Here is a 17219-nt window from a genome sequence, read left to right as displayed (position 1 = left end):
TGCGGCGTCAGCCCAGCCGGTCCAGCGCGTTCTCGATCTGACCGCGCTCGTGGTCACCCAGGCCGCGCCCGGCGCGGCGCACGCGCTCAACGAGACCGGCATCGACCGGCTTGGCCTGGCCCAGCTTCTCGGCCACGCGCAGCAACACCTGCAGGCGCTCGAAGCCGCCTTCCATGCTCTCGGCGCTGGCCAGCACGCGCTCCAGGCCTGCGGCCGCCAGCTTGGGCCGGTCCAGCAGGCGGTTCAAGGCCTCGCGCCGTTCGAAGCCGCCCGAGATGCCGCCGGCTGCACGGGCATAGGCGTCGACCAGCTCGGCCTCGTCGCCCTGCATGCGTTGCGCGACGGCGCCGAGGGCCTCGCGCTTCTCGAAATCACTCTGGATGCGCGCCGCCGCCTGCACGGCGGCCGCGAGCACGGCGGGTTGGGGCGTCGCCGACACCTGGTTGTCGATGGCCGTGCGCAGCTCGAAGTCGCCGCCGATACGGCCCAGCGCCTCGGTCCAGGCCGCGAGCACGGCAGGGCTGTCGAGCAGCTTGGGCGCCAGCGCCCCCAGGGCCTCACGGCGCTCGAAGTCGCTGTCGATGCCGGCCACGGCGGCCAGCCAGGCCAGCTGCTGGGGTTCGTTCAGCGGCTGGCGGGCAATGGCGCTCAAGGCCTCGCGACGCTCGAAGGCACCTTGCAGGGTCGTGGAGGCGGTGATCAGGCGGTCCAACGCCACCGCGGGCAGCGGCGCGTCGAGTTGCAGCGCGGCCTCGATGCGGCGGCGGCGCTGGAAGTCCTCCCGGGCACGCTCGATGTCGGTAAGCACCGCATCGACACCGCCCTTGGCGAACAGCTTGCGGGCACGCACCTGCGGGTCGGTCAGGTCCTCGGCCATGCGCTGCACGGCCTTGGCCCACCACTGGCGACCGGCCTGATCCAAAGGCAGGCTCTCGTTGCCGACCCGGTACTCACGCTCGATGCGACCCTCGCCCATGGACTTCAGCACCATCTCGCGCGTCAGCCCGCCCTCGCGCTCCTTCACGGTCAGGGTGCCCGTCAGCGTCTGCACTTCATCCTCGGCGTCGTTGAACACCGCCTTGCCGTCCAGCGTCACGGAGAAGCTGCCGCCGGGATAGCGGCTGTAGATGCGCGTGCCGCGCACCGAGAAGGACATGCCGTCGCTCAGGCCACCAAGGTCGAAGCGATCCAGAAGACTGCGTCCATCGGTGTGGCTGACGACGACCGCCGGCAGCGCGACCAGGGCGATCACCATGGCGCCCACCAGTCCCAGGCGCAGGCCGCGGCGCTCGCGCGGAGCGTCCTCACCCTCGACCTCGGCCTTGAGCAGGCGGCGCACACGGGCGAACAAGGGCGAGCCCGCGCTGGCGGCACCGCAGGCCAGGGCGGGGCCGTGGCCGCCTCCCTGGGCCTTCAGTGCCTCAGCGCAGCGCAGCAGGCTTTGCGCCAGGGCCAGGCGCTGGCCGGTCGGTGCAGCGGCCGCAGCATCGCAGGCCAGCTCGGCCAGCAGGTCCAGGCGCTGCAGCGCGACGCGGTTCAGCACCTGCGGCCACAGCAGGGTCTTCATGACGGCGGCAAGCAGGCGCCAGGCGGGGTCGCGGCGGCGCAGATGAGCCAGTTCATGGCCGAGCACGGCACGAGCTTCGTCGTCCGGCAGGTCCAGGCACCAGGCCGGCAGGCAGAGCACCCGGCCCGGCGCCAGCAGCGGGCTGGCCCAGTTGGCGCGTGCATGGCGCAATGAGGGCAGGGGCAGGCGCATGTCGGCAGCGAGGCGCACGGCCAGGGTTCGCCAACGCGCGTCAGCCAACTCGGGCAGGCAGCGCACGGTGCGGCGCAGCCAGGCCCACTGCAGGGCCAGGCCCAGCAGCATCAACACGGCACCCGCCAGCCACAGCGCCATGAAGCCGATGGCGACGTCATGGGCCTGCGGCGCCAGCGGCGTCGTGATGGGCAAGGCGCCGAGCTGAGCGCTGGGCCGCGCGGCGGCGGGCGCCTCGACGACGATGAGCCGAACATCGGCGGGCACCGGCGCGGCCTCCTGCACGACGACGGCGGGCCGCACGACATCGGCCGGCGCGGTCTGAGGCAACGTGGGCAGCAGCGGCAGGCTGGCGCTGACGAGGCCGCCCAGCAAGGCCAGGCGCCACAGCGTCTCCTGCGTCGACAGGGCCAGGCGGGCCAGCACGCCGGCGCGCTCGGCCGCCCACAGCGCGCCGATCAACAGGCTGCTGTGCAGCAGGTAGCTGCACAGCCAGGTCAGCAGCACATCGGTCATCGCGTCTCTCCCTTGCGTTGTTTCAGCAGCGCCTGCAGCTCGGCCAGTTCGCCGGCATCGACGCCGCGGGCGTCCAGCAGGTGGCTGACGAGGGCGCTGGCGCAGCCGGCGAACAGGCTGTCGACCAGGCTGCCCACCATGGAGCGCTGCACGTCGGCCTGCGTCACGAGGGGCTGATAGAGCAGCGCACGGCCTTCGCGGCGGCTGCTGAGCAGGCCGCGCTTTTCAAGGCGCGTCAGCAGCGTCGCCACCGTCGTGTGCGCGAGATCACGCTCGCCGCGCAGCGCTTCCGCCACATCGGCCGTACTGGCCTCGCCACGCGCCCAAAGCACGCGCATCAGGCTGAGCTGCAGCTCGCTCAGCGACACGTCCCCACTGCCGGTGTCCTCATCCATCACGATCTTCTACAGTTGTCGTACTACAAATGTAGAAGACCGCCATGAAGGCAGCAAGTGTCTTTCGGCAGGGGGTCAGACAGGCGGGTTGCGCAGCCGCTGGCTGAACCACCACAGATGGCCGTCCGGGTCGAGGCAGCCATAGCTGCGGTCGGTCCAGTACTCCGCACCGTAGTCGTTGTCGGTCAGCTCGTAGGTCACGTTGGCGCCGGCCGCGCGGGCCTGGGCGCAATGTGCATCGACGTCGTCGACATAGAGGAACAGCGTCTGCGTGTTGACGCCGTCGACGGCCTTGGGGGAGCGCCCCGCCACGCCAAAGCGCGCCTCGCGCTCGGCGCTGCCCTCGGCCACCATGACGATGGCTTCGCCATAGCGGATCTCGCTGTGCATGACGCTGCCGTCCGGCGCGTCGACGACGATCTCGACCTCGAAACCGAAGGCTTGGCAATACCAGGCGACGGCTTCGCGGGCGTTCTCGCAGTACAGGGCCGACGACAGGCGCGGCCAGCCGGGTGGGGTGGGTTTGGCGAAACCAAGGGTTTTCATCGCGGTCTTGCTGAAGCTGGGGTGCGGTTCAATCCTCGCACCCCGACTGACGCGCCACCACCACCATGAAACTGTTTGAACTGCTTGCCGCCTGCGCTCTCACCCTGCTCTGCGCCCTGCCCGTCCAGGCCCAGGAGGCGCCCATCTACGACGCCGCCAAGGCCCAGGCCTGGGGTGCCAACGACCAGGGCCTGCGTTCGTACACCTTCGTGCTGCTGAAGACCGGCCCCAAGCCCATGCCCGCCGGCCCGGCGCGCGACGAGATGTTCAAGGGCCACTTTGCCAACATGACCCGCCTGGCCAAGGAAGGCCTGCTCGTCTACGCAGGCCCCTTCGACGGCGTAGACGGCTGGCGCGGCCTCTTCATCTTCGCGACGTCGGACATGGACGTCGCCCGCAAGGCCGTGGAGACCGACCCCGTCATCGCCAGCGGCGAGATGGTGGCCGAGCTGCACAAGCACTTCGGCTCGGCAGCGCTGCTGGCCGTGAACGAGTGGCATCCGAAGCTGATCAAGCCCAAGCCGTGAGGGCATTCAGCGCGCCGCTTTGGCCGGCACGGCGCCGCAGGCCGCACTCGGCACCAGTTCGGGCGCGAGCAGCAGGGCCGCCGCTGGCGAAGTACACATCTCGGCCAGCATGTCCATGAAGGCATTTGCCTGCGCGGCGCTGACCCGCTTGCGCACGAGGCCGATGCGATAGGTGTCCGTATGGGCGACGCCCGCCTCCCGCAGCCCCGTCAGGTGCGAGCGGTCTGCCAGATGCCAGGCCACGTCGCGGTTGATCAGGGCGACGCCGTCTTCGCCGTAACGACCGGCCAGCAGCTTGCGCAGCACCGTCGTGTTGTCGGGCTCGACGACCATGGTGTTGGGGTTGGCGGCGACGATGTCCTGGAGCACGGTCGCCGTCCCGGACGGCCCGAACACACCGATGATCCTCTGGGTGCCCAGGCTGGCCGGATCACGGTAGAAGAAGTCCTGCTCGACGCGTGTGAAGAAGACCATCTGGACCCCCACGACGGGCTGGCTCAGGTGGTAGATCTGGCGGCGCTGCGGGGTGTCCAGCAGGGGGAAGATGCCCTCGGCCTCGCCGCGCTCGACAGCGGCCTGGGCGCGACGCCAAGGCAGGACTTCGACCGAGCATTTCCAGCCCAGGCGCGCACAACCCTCCATCACCAGCCGAACGAACGGGCCACGGGCCTGCTGCCCCTCTCGCTCGACGTAGGGCGGAAAGTCCTGGCTCAAAAAGCGCAGCGTGACCTCCGCGGCGGCCGCCGGCCCGGCCATCGCCACCGCGATCGCCAGCAGCAGCCGCGGGGAGATCGGTCTCACGGCTCGCGCCGCAGCACCTTCTCCACCGGGTTCGGCCTCAGCCTGAACGCGTCCGGCATGCCAGAGCCCAGCAGCGGGCGCAGGTAGAGGCGGAAGGCATCGGTCACGTCGGTGCCACTTGCGCTGATGAACTCGTCTTCCATCGTGCGCGTCTTGCCGGCGACGGCGGTGAGGGGCAACAGTTCGTAGTCCACCGCGTAGTAGCCGACGCGCTTGATGGCGACCGAACCGTCGCGGTCGCCGTGGAAGGCGTACTGCACGGCCTTCTCGCCGACCTCGCGGGCCTCGCGTTGGTCCACGTCGGACACGCAGCCCAGGAAGCTGCGCTGCAGATAGCCGAAGGTGTCGCCGCGCACGCGCTTGATGCCGAGCTTGGTCTTGATCTCCTCGCAGAGCAGGTCGGCCAGCGCGCCGGTGCCGCTGAGCTGCACATTGCCGTGGGCGTCGCGCTCCAGGTCACCGGCCAGCTTGGACAGCATCGGCGTGCCGCTGGCGTCGTGGATGCCCTCGCTGACGGCGATGACGCAGCGGCCGAAGCGCTCGTAGGTGGCCTTCACGTCGCGCAGGAACTGCTCGTTGTCGAAGTGGCGCTCGGGCAGGTAGATGAGGTGGGGGCCGTCGTCCTCGAACTTCTTGCCCAGGGCCGCGGCCGCCGTCAGGAAGCCGGCGTGACGGCCCATGACGACGCCGACGTAGACGCCCGGCAGGGCCGCGTTGTCGAGGTTGGCGCCGGCAAAGGCCTGGGCGACGAAGCGCGCGGCGGACGCATAGCCCGGCGTGTGGTCGTTGCCCACCAGGTCGTTGTCGATGGTCTTGGGGATGTGGATGCAGCGCAGTGGGTAGCCGGCCGCCTGCGCCTCCTCCGAGACGATGCGCACGGTGTCCGACGAGTCGTTGCCGCCGATGTAGAAGAAATGCGTGATGCCGTGCGCCTGCAGCACCGTGAAGATCTCGCGGCAATAGGCGGCATCGGGCTTGTCGCGCGTGGAGCCCAGCGCCGAGGCCGGCGTGTTGGCCACCAGCTCGAGGTTGTGGCTGGTCTCCTGGGTCAGGTCGACGAAGTCCTCGTTGACGATGCCCCGCACGCCATGGCGGGCGCCGTAAACCTTGCCCACACCGGCCTGACGCCGCGCTTCGAGCACGACACCGACGAGGCTCTGGTTGATGACGGCGGTGGGACCGCCGCCCTGGGCGACGAGGATCTTGGCGAGACTCATGAACGCTCCTGGCTGTCGTCAATCGACGGCGCGGAGTTTAGGGGTCTCAGCGGTTCATCCAAACTTCAAGTTGGTCCGCGGGCATGGGCCGGGCGAACAGCCAGCCTTGACCCTCATGGCAGCCCAGGCCGATCAGGTACTGGCGCTGCTCCTCGGTCTCGATGCCTTCGGCGATGACGGTCAGGCCCAGGCCGCGGCCGAGGTTGATGACCATCTGGGCGATCGTCGAGCCGGCGGACGAGGCCTGCGCCTCCTGCACAAAGGCGCGGTCGATCTTGAGGCGGTCGACCTGCAGCTGGCGCAGCTGGCTTAAAGATGAGAAGCCGGTGCCGAAGTCGTCGATGGCGACGCTGAAGCCGAGCTGCTTGATGTCGGCCAGCACACGCAGCACGAGGTCGGCGTCTTCCATGGCCATGGACTCGGTGATTTCGAGCTCGATGTTCTGGCCGGCGACGCCGCAGTCCTGCAGCGCGCGGCCCAGCATGTCGATGAAGCCGGGGTGGCGGAACTGCGCCATGGACACGTTGACGGCCATGCGGAAGTCGGCATGGCCCAGGGCCTGCATCTTCTTCAGCTGGGCGCAGGAGGTGCGCATGACGAACTCGCCGATGGGAATGATGAGGCCGCTCTGCTCGGCCAGCGGAATGAACTGGTCGGGCGGGATGAAACGACCATCCAGCGTCTTCCAGCGCAGCAGGGCCTCGGCACCGACGATGCGGCTGCTGCTCAGCTCGACCTGGGGCTGGTAGACGACGAAGAGCTGGCTTTCCTCGAAGCCGGTCCGCAGGCCCTTGAGCAGCTTGAAGCGCTCGCGCGCGTCGCTGCCCATGGCGGCAGAGAAGTACTGAGATGAGCCGCGCTGCTGCTGCTTGGCGCGCTTGAGCGCGATCTGGGCATCGAGCAGCAGTTCGGAGCCGACGGCCTTGGATTCACCCAGGCGCACGAGGCCCGTGGTGGCGGACAGCTGCAGGCGCTCGCCGGCAACGATGAAGGGGTCGGCGAAGACGCTGTTCACGGTCTCGGGGCAGACCTTGGCATGCTCGCCCAGCACGCCAAAGGTGTCGGCGCCAACGCGGGCCATCGCAGTGTTCAGGCCCAGCGTCTCGCTCATGCGGTGCACGACGGCCTGCAGCACCTGGTCGCCGAAGTGGTGGCCGAAGGCATCGTTGATGTCGGAGAAATCGTCGATGTCGATCAGCGCGAGCGTGACGCCGGACGGATCCTTCAGGTTCTTGTCGAGCAGCTCGACGAAACGGTTGCGGTTGGGCAGGCGCAGCAGCGGGTCGTTGTAGGCCTGGTCCAGCAGCTGGCTGTACAGCACCACGTTCTCGAAACCGACCGAGATGTTGGAGCAGAAGGCGCGCAGCAGCTGCTGGTCGAGCTCGTCGAGCTCGCGGCCGACATCCACGAGCGCCGCCATCGCACGGCCCTTGCCCATGCCGAAATAGAGGACCGTGCCGTCGTCGTAGAGGTTGCGTTCCTGCTGCAGGCAGCGCTCCAGGCGGTCCCGCACGGTAGCGATCTTGACCTGGGCCAGCGGCCGGTCGATGAGGCCGCTGTACTGGCCGGCGGCCGCGACGATGCGGACTTCGTCGCCGGTTTCGCCGCTGACCTGAGCACAGACCAAGCCCTCGGGCAGGATACCGAGCAGCGCGCAGAGCTGGGTGACGACGCCTTCGGCAAAGCGCGAGAGGCCCCGCATGCGCGAGAGGGACGTGCTGCTCTCGACGATCATCTCCAGGCCGCGGCGGTTGGCTTCCAGCGCGCAGATCTGGCGGTAGGAGCGCACCGCGGCCGTCAGCACCGTGTACAGCCGCGTGCGGGTCAGCTCCGACTTGGTCTTGTAGTCGTTGATGTCATAGGCCTGCACCGTCTCGATTTCGGGCGCATAGCCGGGCTGGCCGGTGCGCAGCACGATGCGCAGGGCGTTCAGACACAGCTCATCGCGGATATGGCGCACCAGTTGCAGCCCGGCGTCTTCGCTCTCCATGACGACGTCGAGCAGCACGACGGCGAGGTCGTCCTCGCTGGCCAGCAACTGGCGGGCCTGGGCGGCGGAAGAGGCGTGCAGGAAGACGAGGGGCTGGCCTTCGACGGTCAGGCCCTGCATGGCCAGTTCGGTGGCCTTGTGGACGTCACCGTCGTCGTCAACGATGAGGATGCGCCAGGGCCGGTCTTGCGGGCGATGCTCGCCTTCAGCGTGCTCGGGGTCGTCGAGCAGCTCGAGCAGGTCGTCGTCAACGGCGGGCGTTTCTTGCATGGGGGCGAGGGCTCCGGGGCTGGGGCATCACGGCGCGGCCGCGGCTCCTACTCGTCAAGTAGCCGCAAGCGTACGGCATCCTCGGCCTTGTAGTCACGAAAAGCAGGGGCAAAAGTCCTGCGAATCGCCTCAACGTTTTGCGGGTTTGCCCGGACGCGGCGCGCTGTTACGACTTGCGCCGGTCACGCGCGGCGGCAGGCCAGTGTGCTGGGTCAAGAGCTGGCCCTTGCGCGGGGTGGCCGGCTTCATCGGCGCCGCACTTGCTGGTTTGGCCGCCGGTGTGACGCCGGTCGAGTTCTTGCGCCGCGCGCTTTCGTAGCTGCCGTCGGTGATGGGCTGATAGGTCGGGATCAGGTGGTGCTTGCCGTTGCCGATCAGGTCGGCCCGGCCCATGGCCTTGAGCGCCTCGCGCAGCAGCGGCCAGTTGTTGGCGTCGTGATAGCGCAGGAAGGCCTTGTGCAGGCGGCGGCGGCGCTCGCCGCGCACGATGTCCACGCTCTCGCCGCGCGTCTCGTCACGGCTGATGCCCTTGAGCGGGTTCTTGCCCGAGTGGTACATGGCCGTGGCCGTGGCCATCGGGCTGGGATAGAAGGTCTGCACCTGGTCGGCGCGAAAGCCGTTCTTCTTCAGCCAGACGGCGAGGTTCATCATGTCCTCGTCACTGGTACCGGGGTGGGCGGCGATGAAGTAAGGGATCAGGTACTGCTTCTTGCCGGCTGCGGCACTCGCCGCTTCGAACATCTGCTTGAAACGGTCGTAGCTGCCGATGCCCGGCTTCATCATCTTGGACAGCGGCCCGTTCTCGGTGTGCTCGGGCGCGATCTTGAGATACCCGCCGACGTGATGCGTGACGAGCTCCTTCACGTACTCGGGCGACTGCACGGCCAGGTCGTAGCGCAGGCCCGAGCCGATCAGGATCTTCTTGACGCCCGGCAGCGCACGCGCGCGGCGGTACATCTTGATCAGCGGGTCGTGGCTGGTGTTCAGGTTCGGGCAGATGCCCGGGTAGACGCAGCTGGGCTTGCGGCAGGCGGCCTCGATCTCGGGGCTCTTGCAGCCGATGCGGTACATGTTGGCCGTCGGGCCGCCCAGGTCCGACACGATGCCGGTGAAGCCCTTGACCTTGTCGCGCATCTCCTCGATCTCGCGGATCACGGAGTCTTCCGAGCGGCTCTGGATGATGCGGCCCTCGTGCTCGGTGATGGAGCAGAAGGTGCAGCCGCCGAAGCAGCCGCGCATGATGTTCACGCTGAAGCGGATCATTTCCCAGGCCGGGATCTTGGTCGCGCCGTCGTGGCCGCCCTTCTCGTCCGCATAACTCGGGTGCGGGCTGCGCGCGTAAGGCAGGTCGAAGACGTGGTCCATCTCCGGCGTCGTCAGCGGGATGGGCGGCGGGTTGATCCACAGGTCGCGCTCGCCATGGCGCTGCACCAGGGCGCGAGCGTTGCCGGGGTTGGTTTCCAGGTGCAGCACGCGGTTGGCGTGAGCGTAGAGCACCGGGTCGCTCTTGACCTTCTCGTAGGCCGGCAGGCGGACCACCGTGTGGTCGCGCGGCGGCATGGTGATGCGGCCGGTCTTGTGGATGGTGATGGGCTTCGCCCCATCGGGCGCGTCGTTGGACGCGCAGGCCTTGTTCTCTTCGACGATCTGGTAGGGGCTGATCAGCTCGTCAATGCGGCCGGGACGGTCCACCTCGGTCGAGTCGAGCTCGAACCAGCCTTCGGCCGTCGGGTCGTCATCGCGGCGCATGAAGGCGGTGCCGCGCACATCGGTCAGGCTCTCGATGGGCTCGCGGCGCGCCAGGCGGTGGGCGATCTCGATGATGGCGCGTTCGGCGTTGCCGTAGACCAGCAGGTCGGCCTTGCTGTCCACGAGGACGGAGCGGCGGACCTTGTCCTGCCAGTAGTCATAGTGGGCGATGCGACGCAGCGAGGCCTCGATGCCACCGATGACGATGGGCACGTCCTTGAAGGCTTCCTGGCAGCGTTGGGTGTAGACCAGGGTCGCGCGATCGGGGCGCTTGCCGCCCTCGCCACCGGGCGTGTAGGCGTCGTCGCTGCGGATTTTTCGATCAGCCGTGTAGCGGTTGATCATCGAATCCATGTTGCCGGCCGCGACGCCGAAGAACAGATTGGGTTTGCCCAGGGCCTTGAAGGCGTCGGCGCTGTTCCAGTCCGGCTGGGCAATGATGCCGACGCGAAAGCCCTGCGCCTCTAGCGTGCGGCCGATGACGGCCATGCCGAAGCTGGCGTGGTCGACGTAGGCGTCGCCGGTGACGATGATGATGTCGCAGGAATCCCAGCCGAGCTGCTCCATCTCCGCCCGGCTCATGGGCAGGAAGGGTGCGGGGCCGAAACGCTTGGCCCAGAACGGGCGGTAAGCGGTCAGGGCCTTCGGGGCAGTGACGGGCAAGGCAGACATAAGAGGTGGATTGTCGACGGCGGACCCAGAAAGCACAAAGCCCGCGCAGGGCGCGGGCTTGACTCAACGGCCAAAGCCGTGAGGGATTACAGCGAACGGATGTTTGCTGCTTGCAGGCCCTTGGGGCCCTGCTTCACTTCGAATTCGACCTGGGCGCCTTCAGCCAACGTGCGGAAGCCGCCGTTGTTCTTGATTTCGCTGTGGTGGGCGAACAGGTCCTTGCTGCCGTCGGCCGGCGTGATGAAGCCGAAGCCCTTGCCGTCGTCAAACCATTTGACAGTGCCGGTTTGGAGGGTGCTCATGGAATTTCCTTACTGTTGTCGTGCTGCGTGGCCCGCCCCAGATCGGCTGCGGAATTCACAACGACGTTCAGGAAATCAGACCAACAAAAAGGCGCCGGATGTCGGCGCCGGGGAGCATTCTAGTTCATGCCGCCAGTCGGATCGGGACGACCACCATGCCGCGTCCCCGCGGAGCGGCGCCTTCGACACGACTTTCCTCGAAAACCGCACAGGCGCAGTCCCGGCAGGCGCCGCAGGCCGTGGCCACGCGCAGGTCATCCTGCAGGGCCTCGAAATCCGGGCAGCCGCTGGAGGCGGCAATCGCGATGTCGCGATCAGAGACTCGGTGGCAGACACAAACAATCATGGGTGCGAAGTCTAATGCGAATCGGTCTCATTTGCAGAAAGAGCGGTTTTGCCGTGGGGCTTTCACTGGGGATACTGCGGCTTAATTTCACGATCCGGAGCTCCCCATGAAAGGCGACCCCCAAGTCATCGCCCACCTCAACGCCCAGCTGAAGCTGGAGCTGACGGCCATCAACCAGTACTTCCTGCACGCCCGCATGCTGAAGAATTGGGGCCTGCTGAAGATGGCCAAGCACGAGTACGAGGAGTCCATCGAGGAGATGAAGCACGCCGACAAGCTCATCGAGCGCGTGCTGACGCTGGACGGCCTGCCCAACCTGCAGGACCTCGGCAAGCTCTACATCGGCGAGAACGCCGTCGAGACCATGAGCTGCGACCTGATCATCGAAAAGGCCTCGCACGTCCACCTGAAGGAAGCCGTCGCCTACTGCGAGCAGGTGCGCGACTACGTGTCCCGCGAGATCTTCGTGCAAATCCTCGACGACACCGAGGAACACATCGACCACCTCGAAACCCAGCTGGAGCTGGTCACCACCGTCGGTGAACAGAACTATCTGCAGTCGCAGATGAGCGAGCCCAGCTGAGCACCCTCACCCTCGCGCCGAGCCGCCTCTTGCAGGCGGCTTTTTCTTGTCTCAGAGGAAGCGTTCCAGCAGCCGCTTGGAATGCTTGTCCAGCGCCCAGCGATCCGGCACCTGCAACTGCACGCCATGGGTGGACGTGATCAGCAGGCGGCCCTCTTCCAGGCGGCGGATGTCTTCCTCGCTCTTGAGCACGAAGTCGACCTCGCCGCGGTCGGTCTCGATGCGCCAGGTGCTGGGCGTGGCAAAGGTGTTGACCGAAATCAGGCGCTTGAGCGTCGGATGGAATTCGCGGGCGGCCAGTTCGGCCTCTAGCAACCGGCGCGGCCCCTCGGGCAGGGCCGACAGGCGCTCCACCCAGGCCAGTTCATGGCCGTGCGAGCCGACCAGGGACAGGCCCTCGTCCGGTGCCGAGATCGGGTGGGCACGTACCGGCGTGACACCGACATGGCTGTCGCCGTTCAGATCGGTCAGCAGCAACCGGCCAAGGGCGTCCAGATGCAGGTCGCGGAAGGGCAGTGTGGACATTCAGGACTCCGCGGAGGTCGCGATCAGGTCGAGTTCGACCGCCGCGTTCTTGGGCAGCTGCAGCACGCCGACCGAGGTGCGCGTGTGGGCACCAGCCGTGCCCAGCACGCGCCAGACCAGGTCGGAGGCACCGTCGGCCACTTCGCTGTGCTGGGTGAAGCCGGCGTCGCAATGCACGAAGACGGTCATCCTGACCACGGCCTGCAGCCGATCCAGGCTGCCGAGCTCCTGGCGCAGCAAGGTCAGCGCTCGCAGCACGCAGATGGCCGCGGCACGCTTGGCGCGCTCCAGGCTGACCTCAGCGCCGACGACGCCGGCCACGGCAACATGGTCACCGATGCGCGGGATCTGGCCACTCAGGTAGAGGGTTCGGCCGTCACGCACCAGCGGGCTGTAGCGCCCGCCAATCTGCAGGGGAACGGCGGGGTCGAAGCCGTGTTCCGCGCTGGCGGCATCCAGCTCGCGGTCACGGTCGTGCAGGGCGGTATCAAGCATCGGTGGTGTGGGCGCTGGGGTTGGGGGTCACGGCATGTTCCTCCAGGTCTTCCTGGTCCACGCGGCGGACCTGAGCTTCCCAGAGGCGCCAATAGTGGCCCTGGCGGGCGATCAGTTCGTCGTGCGGGCCCAGCTCGACGATCTCGCCGCGGTCCATGACAACGAGGCGGTCGGCCTTGCGCAGCGTGGACAGACGGTGGGCGATGGCGATGGTGGTGCGGCCCTTGACGAGGTTGTCCAGCGCGCGCTGGATCTCCTTCTCGGTCTCGGTGTCCACGGCTGAGGTCGCTTCGTCGAGGATGAGGATGGCCGGATCGATCAGCAGCGCCCGGGCGATGGAGATGCGCTGGCGCTCGCCGCCTGACAGGCCCTGGCCGCGCTCGCCGACGAGGCTGTCATAGCCATGCGGCAACCGCAGGATGAACTCGTGAGCATGCGCGGCGCGCGCGGCTGCGACGATCTCGTCGCGCGTGGCCTCCGGCTTGCCGTAGGCGATGTTCTCGGCGATGGTGCCGAAGAACAGGAAGGGCTCCTGCAGCACGAGGCCGATGTGGCGGCGGTAGTCGGTCACCCTGATGCGCCGCAGGTCCACGCCATCGACCTTGATGGCGCCCTCGGTCACGTCATAGAAGCGGCAGATCAGGTTGACGAGCGTGCTCTTGCCCGAGCCGCTGTGGCCCACGAGGCCGACCATCTCGCCGGGGCGGATGTCGAGGTTCAGGTTGCGGATGACCGAGCGCGAACCGTAGCGGAAGTCCAGGCCCTGCATCGAAATCGCGCCGGTCACGTTCTCGAAGGGCTGGGGGTTGACCGGGTCGGGCACGTTGGAGACGTGGTCCAGGATGTCGAAGATGCGCTTGGAGCCCGCCGCGGCCTTCTGCGTGACCGAGACGATGCGGCTCATCGAATCCAGCCGGCCATAGAAGCGGCCGATGTAGGCCAGGAAGGCTGTCAGCGTGCCGACCGTGATGCTCTGGTGCGAGATCAGCCAGATGCCGACACCCCAGACGACGAGCAGGCCCATCTCGGTCAGCAGCGAGACCGTGGGGCCGAACAGGCTCCAGGTCTTGTTGAGGCGGTCGTTCACGACCAGGTTCTTGGCGTTGGCCTCCCGAAAGCGTTGCGCCTCGCGCCTCTCCTGGGCAAAGGCCTTGACGACGCGGATGCCCGGGATGGTGTCGGCCAGGATGTTGGTGACCTCGCCCCAGACGCGGTCGATCTTCTCGAAGCCGGTGCGCAGCCGGTCTCGCACCAGATGAATCATCCAGGCGATGAAGGGCAAGGGCACCAGGGTGGCCAGCGCCAGGCCCGGGTGGATGTTGAACAGGATCGCCGAGATCATCAGCAGCATCAGCACATCGGTGATGAAGTCCAGCGCGTGCAGGCTCAGGAACACGCTGATACGGTCGGTCTCGGAGCCGATGCGCGCCATCAGGTCGCCGGTGCGCTTGTTGCCGAAGTACTCGAGCGACAGGCCGAGCAGATGGTCGAAGGTCGCCGTGCGCAGATCGGCGGCAATGCGCTCGGACACCAGCGCCAGCAGATAGGTCTTGGCCCAGCCCAGCAACCACGAGAACAACGCCGCACCCAGCAGGCCGCCCAGCAGCGACCCGACCAGCCTGGTGTCGATCGACTGGCCGTTCTGGAACGGGATCAGCACCCTGTCCATCAGCGGCATGCTCAGGTAAGGCGCCACCAGGGTTGCGCCAATCGAGCCGAGCATGAGCGAGAAGCCCAGCAAGAGCTGGCCCCGGTAGGGCCGCGCAAAGCGCCACAGCCGCAGCAGCACCCAGGTGCTCGGCGGTTTGCTGGCCTCGCCGAAATCGAAGGTCGAGTCCTCGCCGTCATCGGCCTCTTCGAGCACGACATGGCCCGAAAGGCGCTGCACCTCGCGGCCGAAGGCGTCGGCAAAGCGCACCGCCGCCGGATTGCAGGCCAGCGTGAAGCGCCAGCGCGCCAGGCGCCGGTCGGCGTCAAACAGCTCCATGAAGGCCAGGCCGCCATGGTCACTGAGCTTGAGGCTCAAGCCCGGCACCAGCGTGTGTTCGACCCAGCTGGCGCTGGTGGGATCGAGGGCCAGCAGGCGTGAATTCGTCAGCGCGATCAGCCCTTGCGCGAAGTGGCCCTGGGCATCCAGGTCAACCTCCAGCAGGGCCACCACGTTCTCGCCAGCCATGAGCCGCCCCTGAAGGACGGCTGTTTGGGGATGAAGCACTGCAGCGGGAGGAAGGTCTTGCATGTTGTTGTTGGCTCTTACGGGCTGCGGCGATTCTCCGCCATGAGTTCAGCGCACAATTCCACGCGATTGCACCGCGCACAACCCCTTACTCGATACGCTCCATGAGCCAGAAGAACGACATCCGCCTGCTGCGCATCAATTACCTGCGCGGGCCCAATATGTGGACCTACCGGCCGGTGCTGGAGGTCTGGCTGGACCTCGGCGAGCTGGAAGACCACCCCAGCCATGTGTTGCCGGGCTTCAACGAGCGGTTGACGGCCGCCCTGCCCAACCTCGTCGAGCACCACTGCGGCGTCGGTGAGCGCGGCGGTTTCCTGGAACGGCTGACCGAAGGCACCTGGTGCGGCCATGTGCTGGAGCACATCGTCATCGAGCTGCTCAACCTGGCCGGCATGCCGACCGGCTTCGGCCAGACCCGCTCCACCAGCCAGCGCGGCGTCTACCGCATGGTGTTCCGGGCGCGTGACGAGCAGGTCGCCCGCGCGGCCCTGGCCGAGGGTCATGCCTTGATCATGGCCGTCATCAACGACCAGCCCTTCGACGCGCCCGCCGCGGTGGCCCGCGTGCGCGACAAGCTGGACGACTGCTACCTGGGCCCCTCCACGGCGGCCATCGTCGCCGCGGCCACGGACCGCCGCATCCCCCACATCCGCCTGAACGACGGCAACCTGGTGCAGCTCGGCCACGGCGCGCGCCAGCGCCGCATCTGGACGGCCGAGACCGACATGACCAGCGCCATTGCCGAAGGCATCGCCAGCGACAAGGACCTGACCAAGACGCTGCTGAAGGCCGTGGGCGTGCCCGTGCCGGAAGGCCAGGAGGTCAAGACCGCCGCCGAGGCCTGGACGGTGGCACAGGACACCGGCCTGCCCGTTGTCGTCAAGCCCAGCGACGGCAACCATGGCCGCGGCGTCTCCCTGGACATCGCGACCGAGGCCGACTGCGAGGCCGCCTTCGCGCTGGCGGCCCGCCACGGCTCCTCGGTGCTCGTGGAGCGCTACATCCCCGGCAATGAGCACCGCGTGCTCGTCGTGGGCGGCCAGGTGGTGGCGGCCGCGCGCGGCGAAGCCGCCTGGGTGCACGGCGACGGCCGCCAGACCGTGGAGCAACTGGTCGAAAGCCAGATCAACACCGATCCGCGCCGCGGCCTGAGCGAGGACTTCCCGCTCAACCGCATCCGCGTGCACGAAGACACCGCCCTGCTGCTGGACCTGCAACGCCAGGGCATGTCGCCCGAGGCCGTGCCCGCGGCCGGCAAGGCCGTGCTGATCCAGCGCAATGGCAACGTGTCCATCGACTGCACGCCCGAGGTCCACCCCGAGGTGGCGCATGCCGTGTCGCTCGCCGCCCGCACCGTGGGCCTGGACATCGCCGGCGTCGACCTCGTCACCGAGGACATCTCCAAGCCGCTGTCCGAGACCGGCGGCGCCATCGTCGAAGTGAACGCCGGCCCGGGTCTGCTGATGCACCTCAAGCCCGCCGGAGGCGCGCCGCAGCCCGTCGGCCAGGCCATCATCGACCACCTCTTCGCCGAGGACGAGACCGGCCGCATCCCCATCGTCGGCGTGGCTGGCTCGCGCGGCGGGCGCCAGATCACGCGCCTGGTCGCCTGGCTGCTGCACCTGAACGGCCGCCATGTCGGCCTGGCCTGCCGTGACGGCCTCTTCCTGGGCACGCGCCGCGTCGAGAAGCGCGACAGCGCCCGCTGGGACGCCGCTCACCGCCTCCTGATGAACCGCGGCGTCAACGCCGTCGTCATCGAGAACGATGCTGCCTCCATCCTGCGCGATGGCCTGGCCTATGACCGCGCCGCCGTCGGCGTCGTCACCGATCTGGACGGCATCGCCGCGCTGGCGGAGTTCGACGTGCAGGACATCGACCAGCTCTACAAGGTGCTGCGCACCCAGATCGACGTCGTGCTCAGCGACGGCGCCAGCGTGCTCAATGCCGCCCACCCGCGCCTGGTGGACATGGCCGAGCTGAGCGACGGCGAGGTCGTCTTCTACGCGGAGGACGGCAGCCTCGAGGCCCTGCAGCACCACCGCGACCGCGGTGGACGCGCCGTCTTCCTGCGCGGCGGCGCCGCCGTACTGGCCCATGGCCCGGCCGAGACGCCGGGCGCCAACATCGAGGCCCTGCTGCGCCGCTTTGGCGACCAGGCCATCGATGCCTCGACGCTACTTGCCGCCGTCGCCGCCGCCTGGGCCCTGGGCATCTCGCCCGAGCTGATCGCCGCCGGGCTCGACACCTTCGTGCCCAACCTGCACCTCGCCTGAAAAGAACACGA

The 17219-nt window shown here is 68.0% G+C and carries 15 protein-coding genes; 3 read left to right on the top strand and 12 right to left on the bottom strand.

The window, feature by feature from the left end; translation table 11 throughout:
* Nucleotides 1-7: 7 nt before the first annotated feature.
* The 3 genes from AC1DW0_RS09095 to AC1DW0_RS09085 form a co-directional block, all read right to left on the bottom strand.
* Nucleotides 8-2275 carry a M56 family metallopeptidase gene (locus tag AC1DW0_RS09095; protein ID WP_056205126.1) on the bottom strand — a complete coding sequence of 756 codons (2268 nt, stop codon included), beginning with the start codon at nt 2273-2275 and terminating at the stop codon, nt 8-10.
* The gene (locus AC1DW0_RS09090) at nt 2272-2670 is read right to left on the bottom strand and encodes a BlaI/MecI/CopY family transcriptional regulator (RefSeq protein ID WP_477945478.1); all 399 of its coding nucleotides are present in this window, start codon (nt 2668-2670) and stop codon (nt 2272-2274) included. Before AC1DW0_RS09090 ends, AC1DW0_RS09095 begins: the two co-directional genes overlap by 4 nt.
* Nucleotides 2671-2745: 75 nt before the next feature.
* Nucleotides 2746-3216 (bottom strand): VOC family protein, encoded by a 471-nt coding sequence (locus tag AC1DW0_RS09085; protein WP_056205131.1) that lies wholly within the window; start codon nt 3214-3216, stop codon nt 2746-2748.
* 65 nt (nt 3217-3281) lie between these two features.
* Between AC1DW0_RS09085 and AC1DW0_RS09080 the strand changes: the two genes are divergently transcribed.
* Complete coding sequence (locus tag AC1DW0_RS09080) at nt 3282-3743, top strand: YciI family protein (RefSeq protein ID WP_056205133.1); 462 nt, start codon at nt 3282-3284, stop codon at nt 3741-3743.
* Nucleotides 3744-3749: 6 nt separating this feature from the next.
* Here the strand turns inward: AC1DW0_RS09080 and AC1DW0_RS09075 are convergent, their stop codons facing one another.
* The 6 genes from AC1DW0_RS09075 to AC1DW0_RS09050 all read right to left on the bottom strand — a co-directional run bounded on the left by AC1DW0_RS09075 (nt 3750) and on the right by AC1DW0_RS09050 (nt 11090).
* The gene (locus tag AC1DW0_RS09075) at nt 3750-4544 is read right to left on the bottom strand and encodes a substrate-binding periplasmic protein (RefSeq protein WP_157282191.1); all 795 of its coding nucleotides are present in this window, start codon (nt 4542-4544) and stop codon (nt 3750-3752) included.
* The gene (locus tag AC1DW0_RS09070; protein WP_056205139.1) at nt 4541-5761 is read right to left on the bottom strand and encodes a 6-phosphofructokinase; all 1221 of its coding nucleotides are present in this window, start codon (nt 5759-5761) and stop codon (nt 4541-4543) included. The genes AC1DW0_RS09075 and AC1DW0_RS09070 overlap by 4 nt, the downstream gene beginning before the upstream one ends.
* A 46-nt stretch (nt 5762-5807) precedes the next feature.
* The gene (locus tag AC1DW0_RS09065) at nt 5808-8021 is read right to left on the bottom strand and encodes a putative bifunctional diguanylate cyclase/phosphodiesterase (RefSeq protein ID WP_056205140.1); all 2214 of its coding nucleotides are present in this window, start codon (nt 8019-8021) and stop codon (nt 5808-5810) included.
* 129 nt (nt 8022-8150) lie between these two features.
* Entirely contained in the window at nt 8151-10442 is a 2292-nt protein-coding gene (locus AC1DW0_RS09060; RefSeq protein WP_056205142.1) for a YgiQ family radical SAM protein, read from the bottom strand.
* Nucleotides 10443-10528: 86 nt separating this feature from the next.
* Nucleotides 10529-10744: a cold-shock protein gene (locus tag AC1DW0_RS09055; RefSeq protein ID WP_056205145.1), complete on the bottom strand. Its 216-nt coding sequence runs from the start codon at nt 10742-10744 to the stop codon at nt 10529-10531.
* A 124-nt stretch (nt 10745-10868) separates the two neighbouring features.
* Entirely contained in the window at nt 10869-11090 is a 222-nt protein-coding gene (locus tag AC1DW0_RS09050) for a (2Fe-2S)-binding protein (RefSeq protein WP_082533065.1), read from the bottom strand.
* A gap of 106 nt (nt 11091-11196) precedes the next feature.
* On the opposite strand from AC1DW0_RS09050, the gene bfr reads away from it, so the two are divergent.
* The gene (gene bfr / locus AC1DW0_RS09045) at nt 11197-11673 is read left to right on the top strand and encodes a bacterioferritin (protein ID WP_056205148.1); all 477 of its coding nucleotides are present in this window, start codon (nt 11197-11199) and stop codon (nt 11671-11673) included.
* A gap of 51 nt (nt 11674-11724) precedes the next feature.
* On the opposite strand, the gene AC1DW0_RS09040 is transcribed toward bfr, so the two are convergent.
* Genes AC1DW0_RS09040 through AC1DW0_RS09030 form a run of 3 tightly spaced genes read right to left on the bottom strand, consistent with a single transcriptional unit; the run spans nt 11725 to nt 14932 of the window.
* The gene (locus tag AC1DW0_RS09040; protein WP_056205159.1) at nt 11725-12198 is read right to left on the bottom strand and encodes a cyanophycin metabolism-associated DUF1854 family protein; all 474 of its coding nucleotides are present in this window, start codon (nt 12196-12198) and stop codon (nt 11725-11727) included.
* Nucleotides 12199-12693 (bottom strand): RidA family protein, encoded by a 495-nt coding sequence (locus AC1DW0_RS09035; protein ID WP_056205161.1) that lies wholly within the window; start codon nt 12691-12693, stop codon nt 12199-12201.
* A complete protein-coding gene (locus tag AC1DW0_RS09030; RefSeq protein WP_056205165.1) occupies nt 12686-14932 on the bottom strand; it encodes a cyanophycin metabolism-associated ABC transporter in 2247 nt (748 codons plus the stop codon). The genes AC1DW0_RS09035 and AC1DW0_RS09030 overlap by 8 nt, the downstream gene beginning before the upstream one ends.
* A gap of 101 nt (nt 14933-15033) precedes the next feature.
* Between AC1DW0_RS09030 and AC1DW0_RS09025 the strand changes: the two genes are divergently transcribed.
* Nucleotides 15034-17208, top strand: a complete 2175-nt coding sequence (locus AC1DW0_RS09025; protein WP_056205168.1) for a cyanophycin synthetase — start codon at nt 15034-15036, stop codon at nt 17206-17208.
* Nucleotides 17209-17219 lie beyond the last annotated feature (11 nt).

Source organism: Roseateles sp. P4_D2, assembly GCF_056401875.1.
Note: the sequence above shows the minus strand (reverse complement) of the source record. Positions and strands in the feature narration are given on the sequence as shown.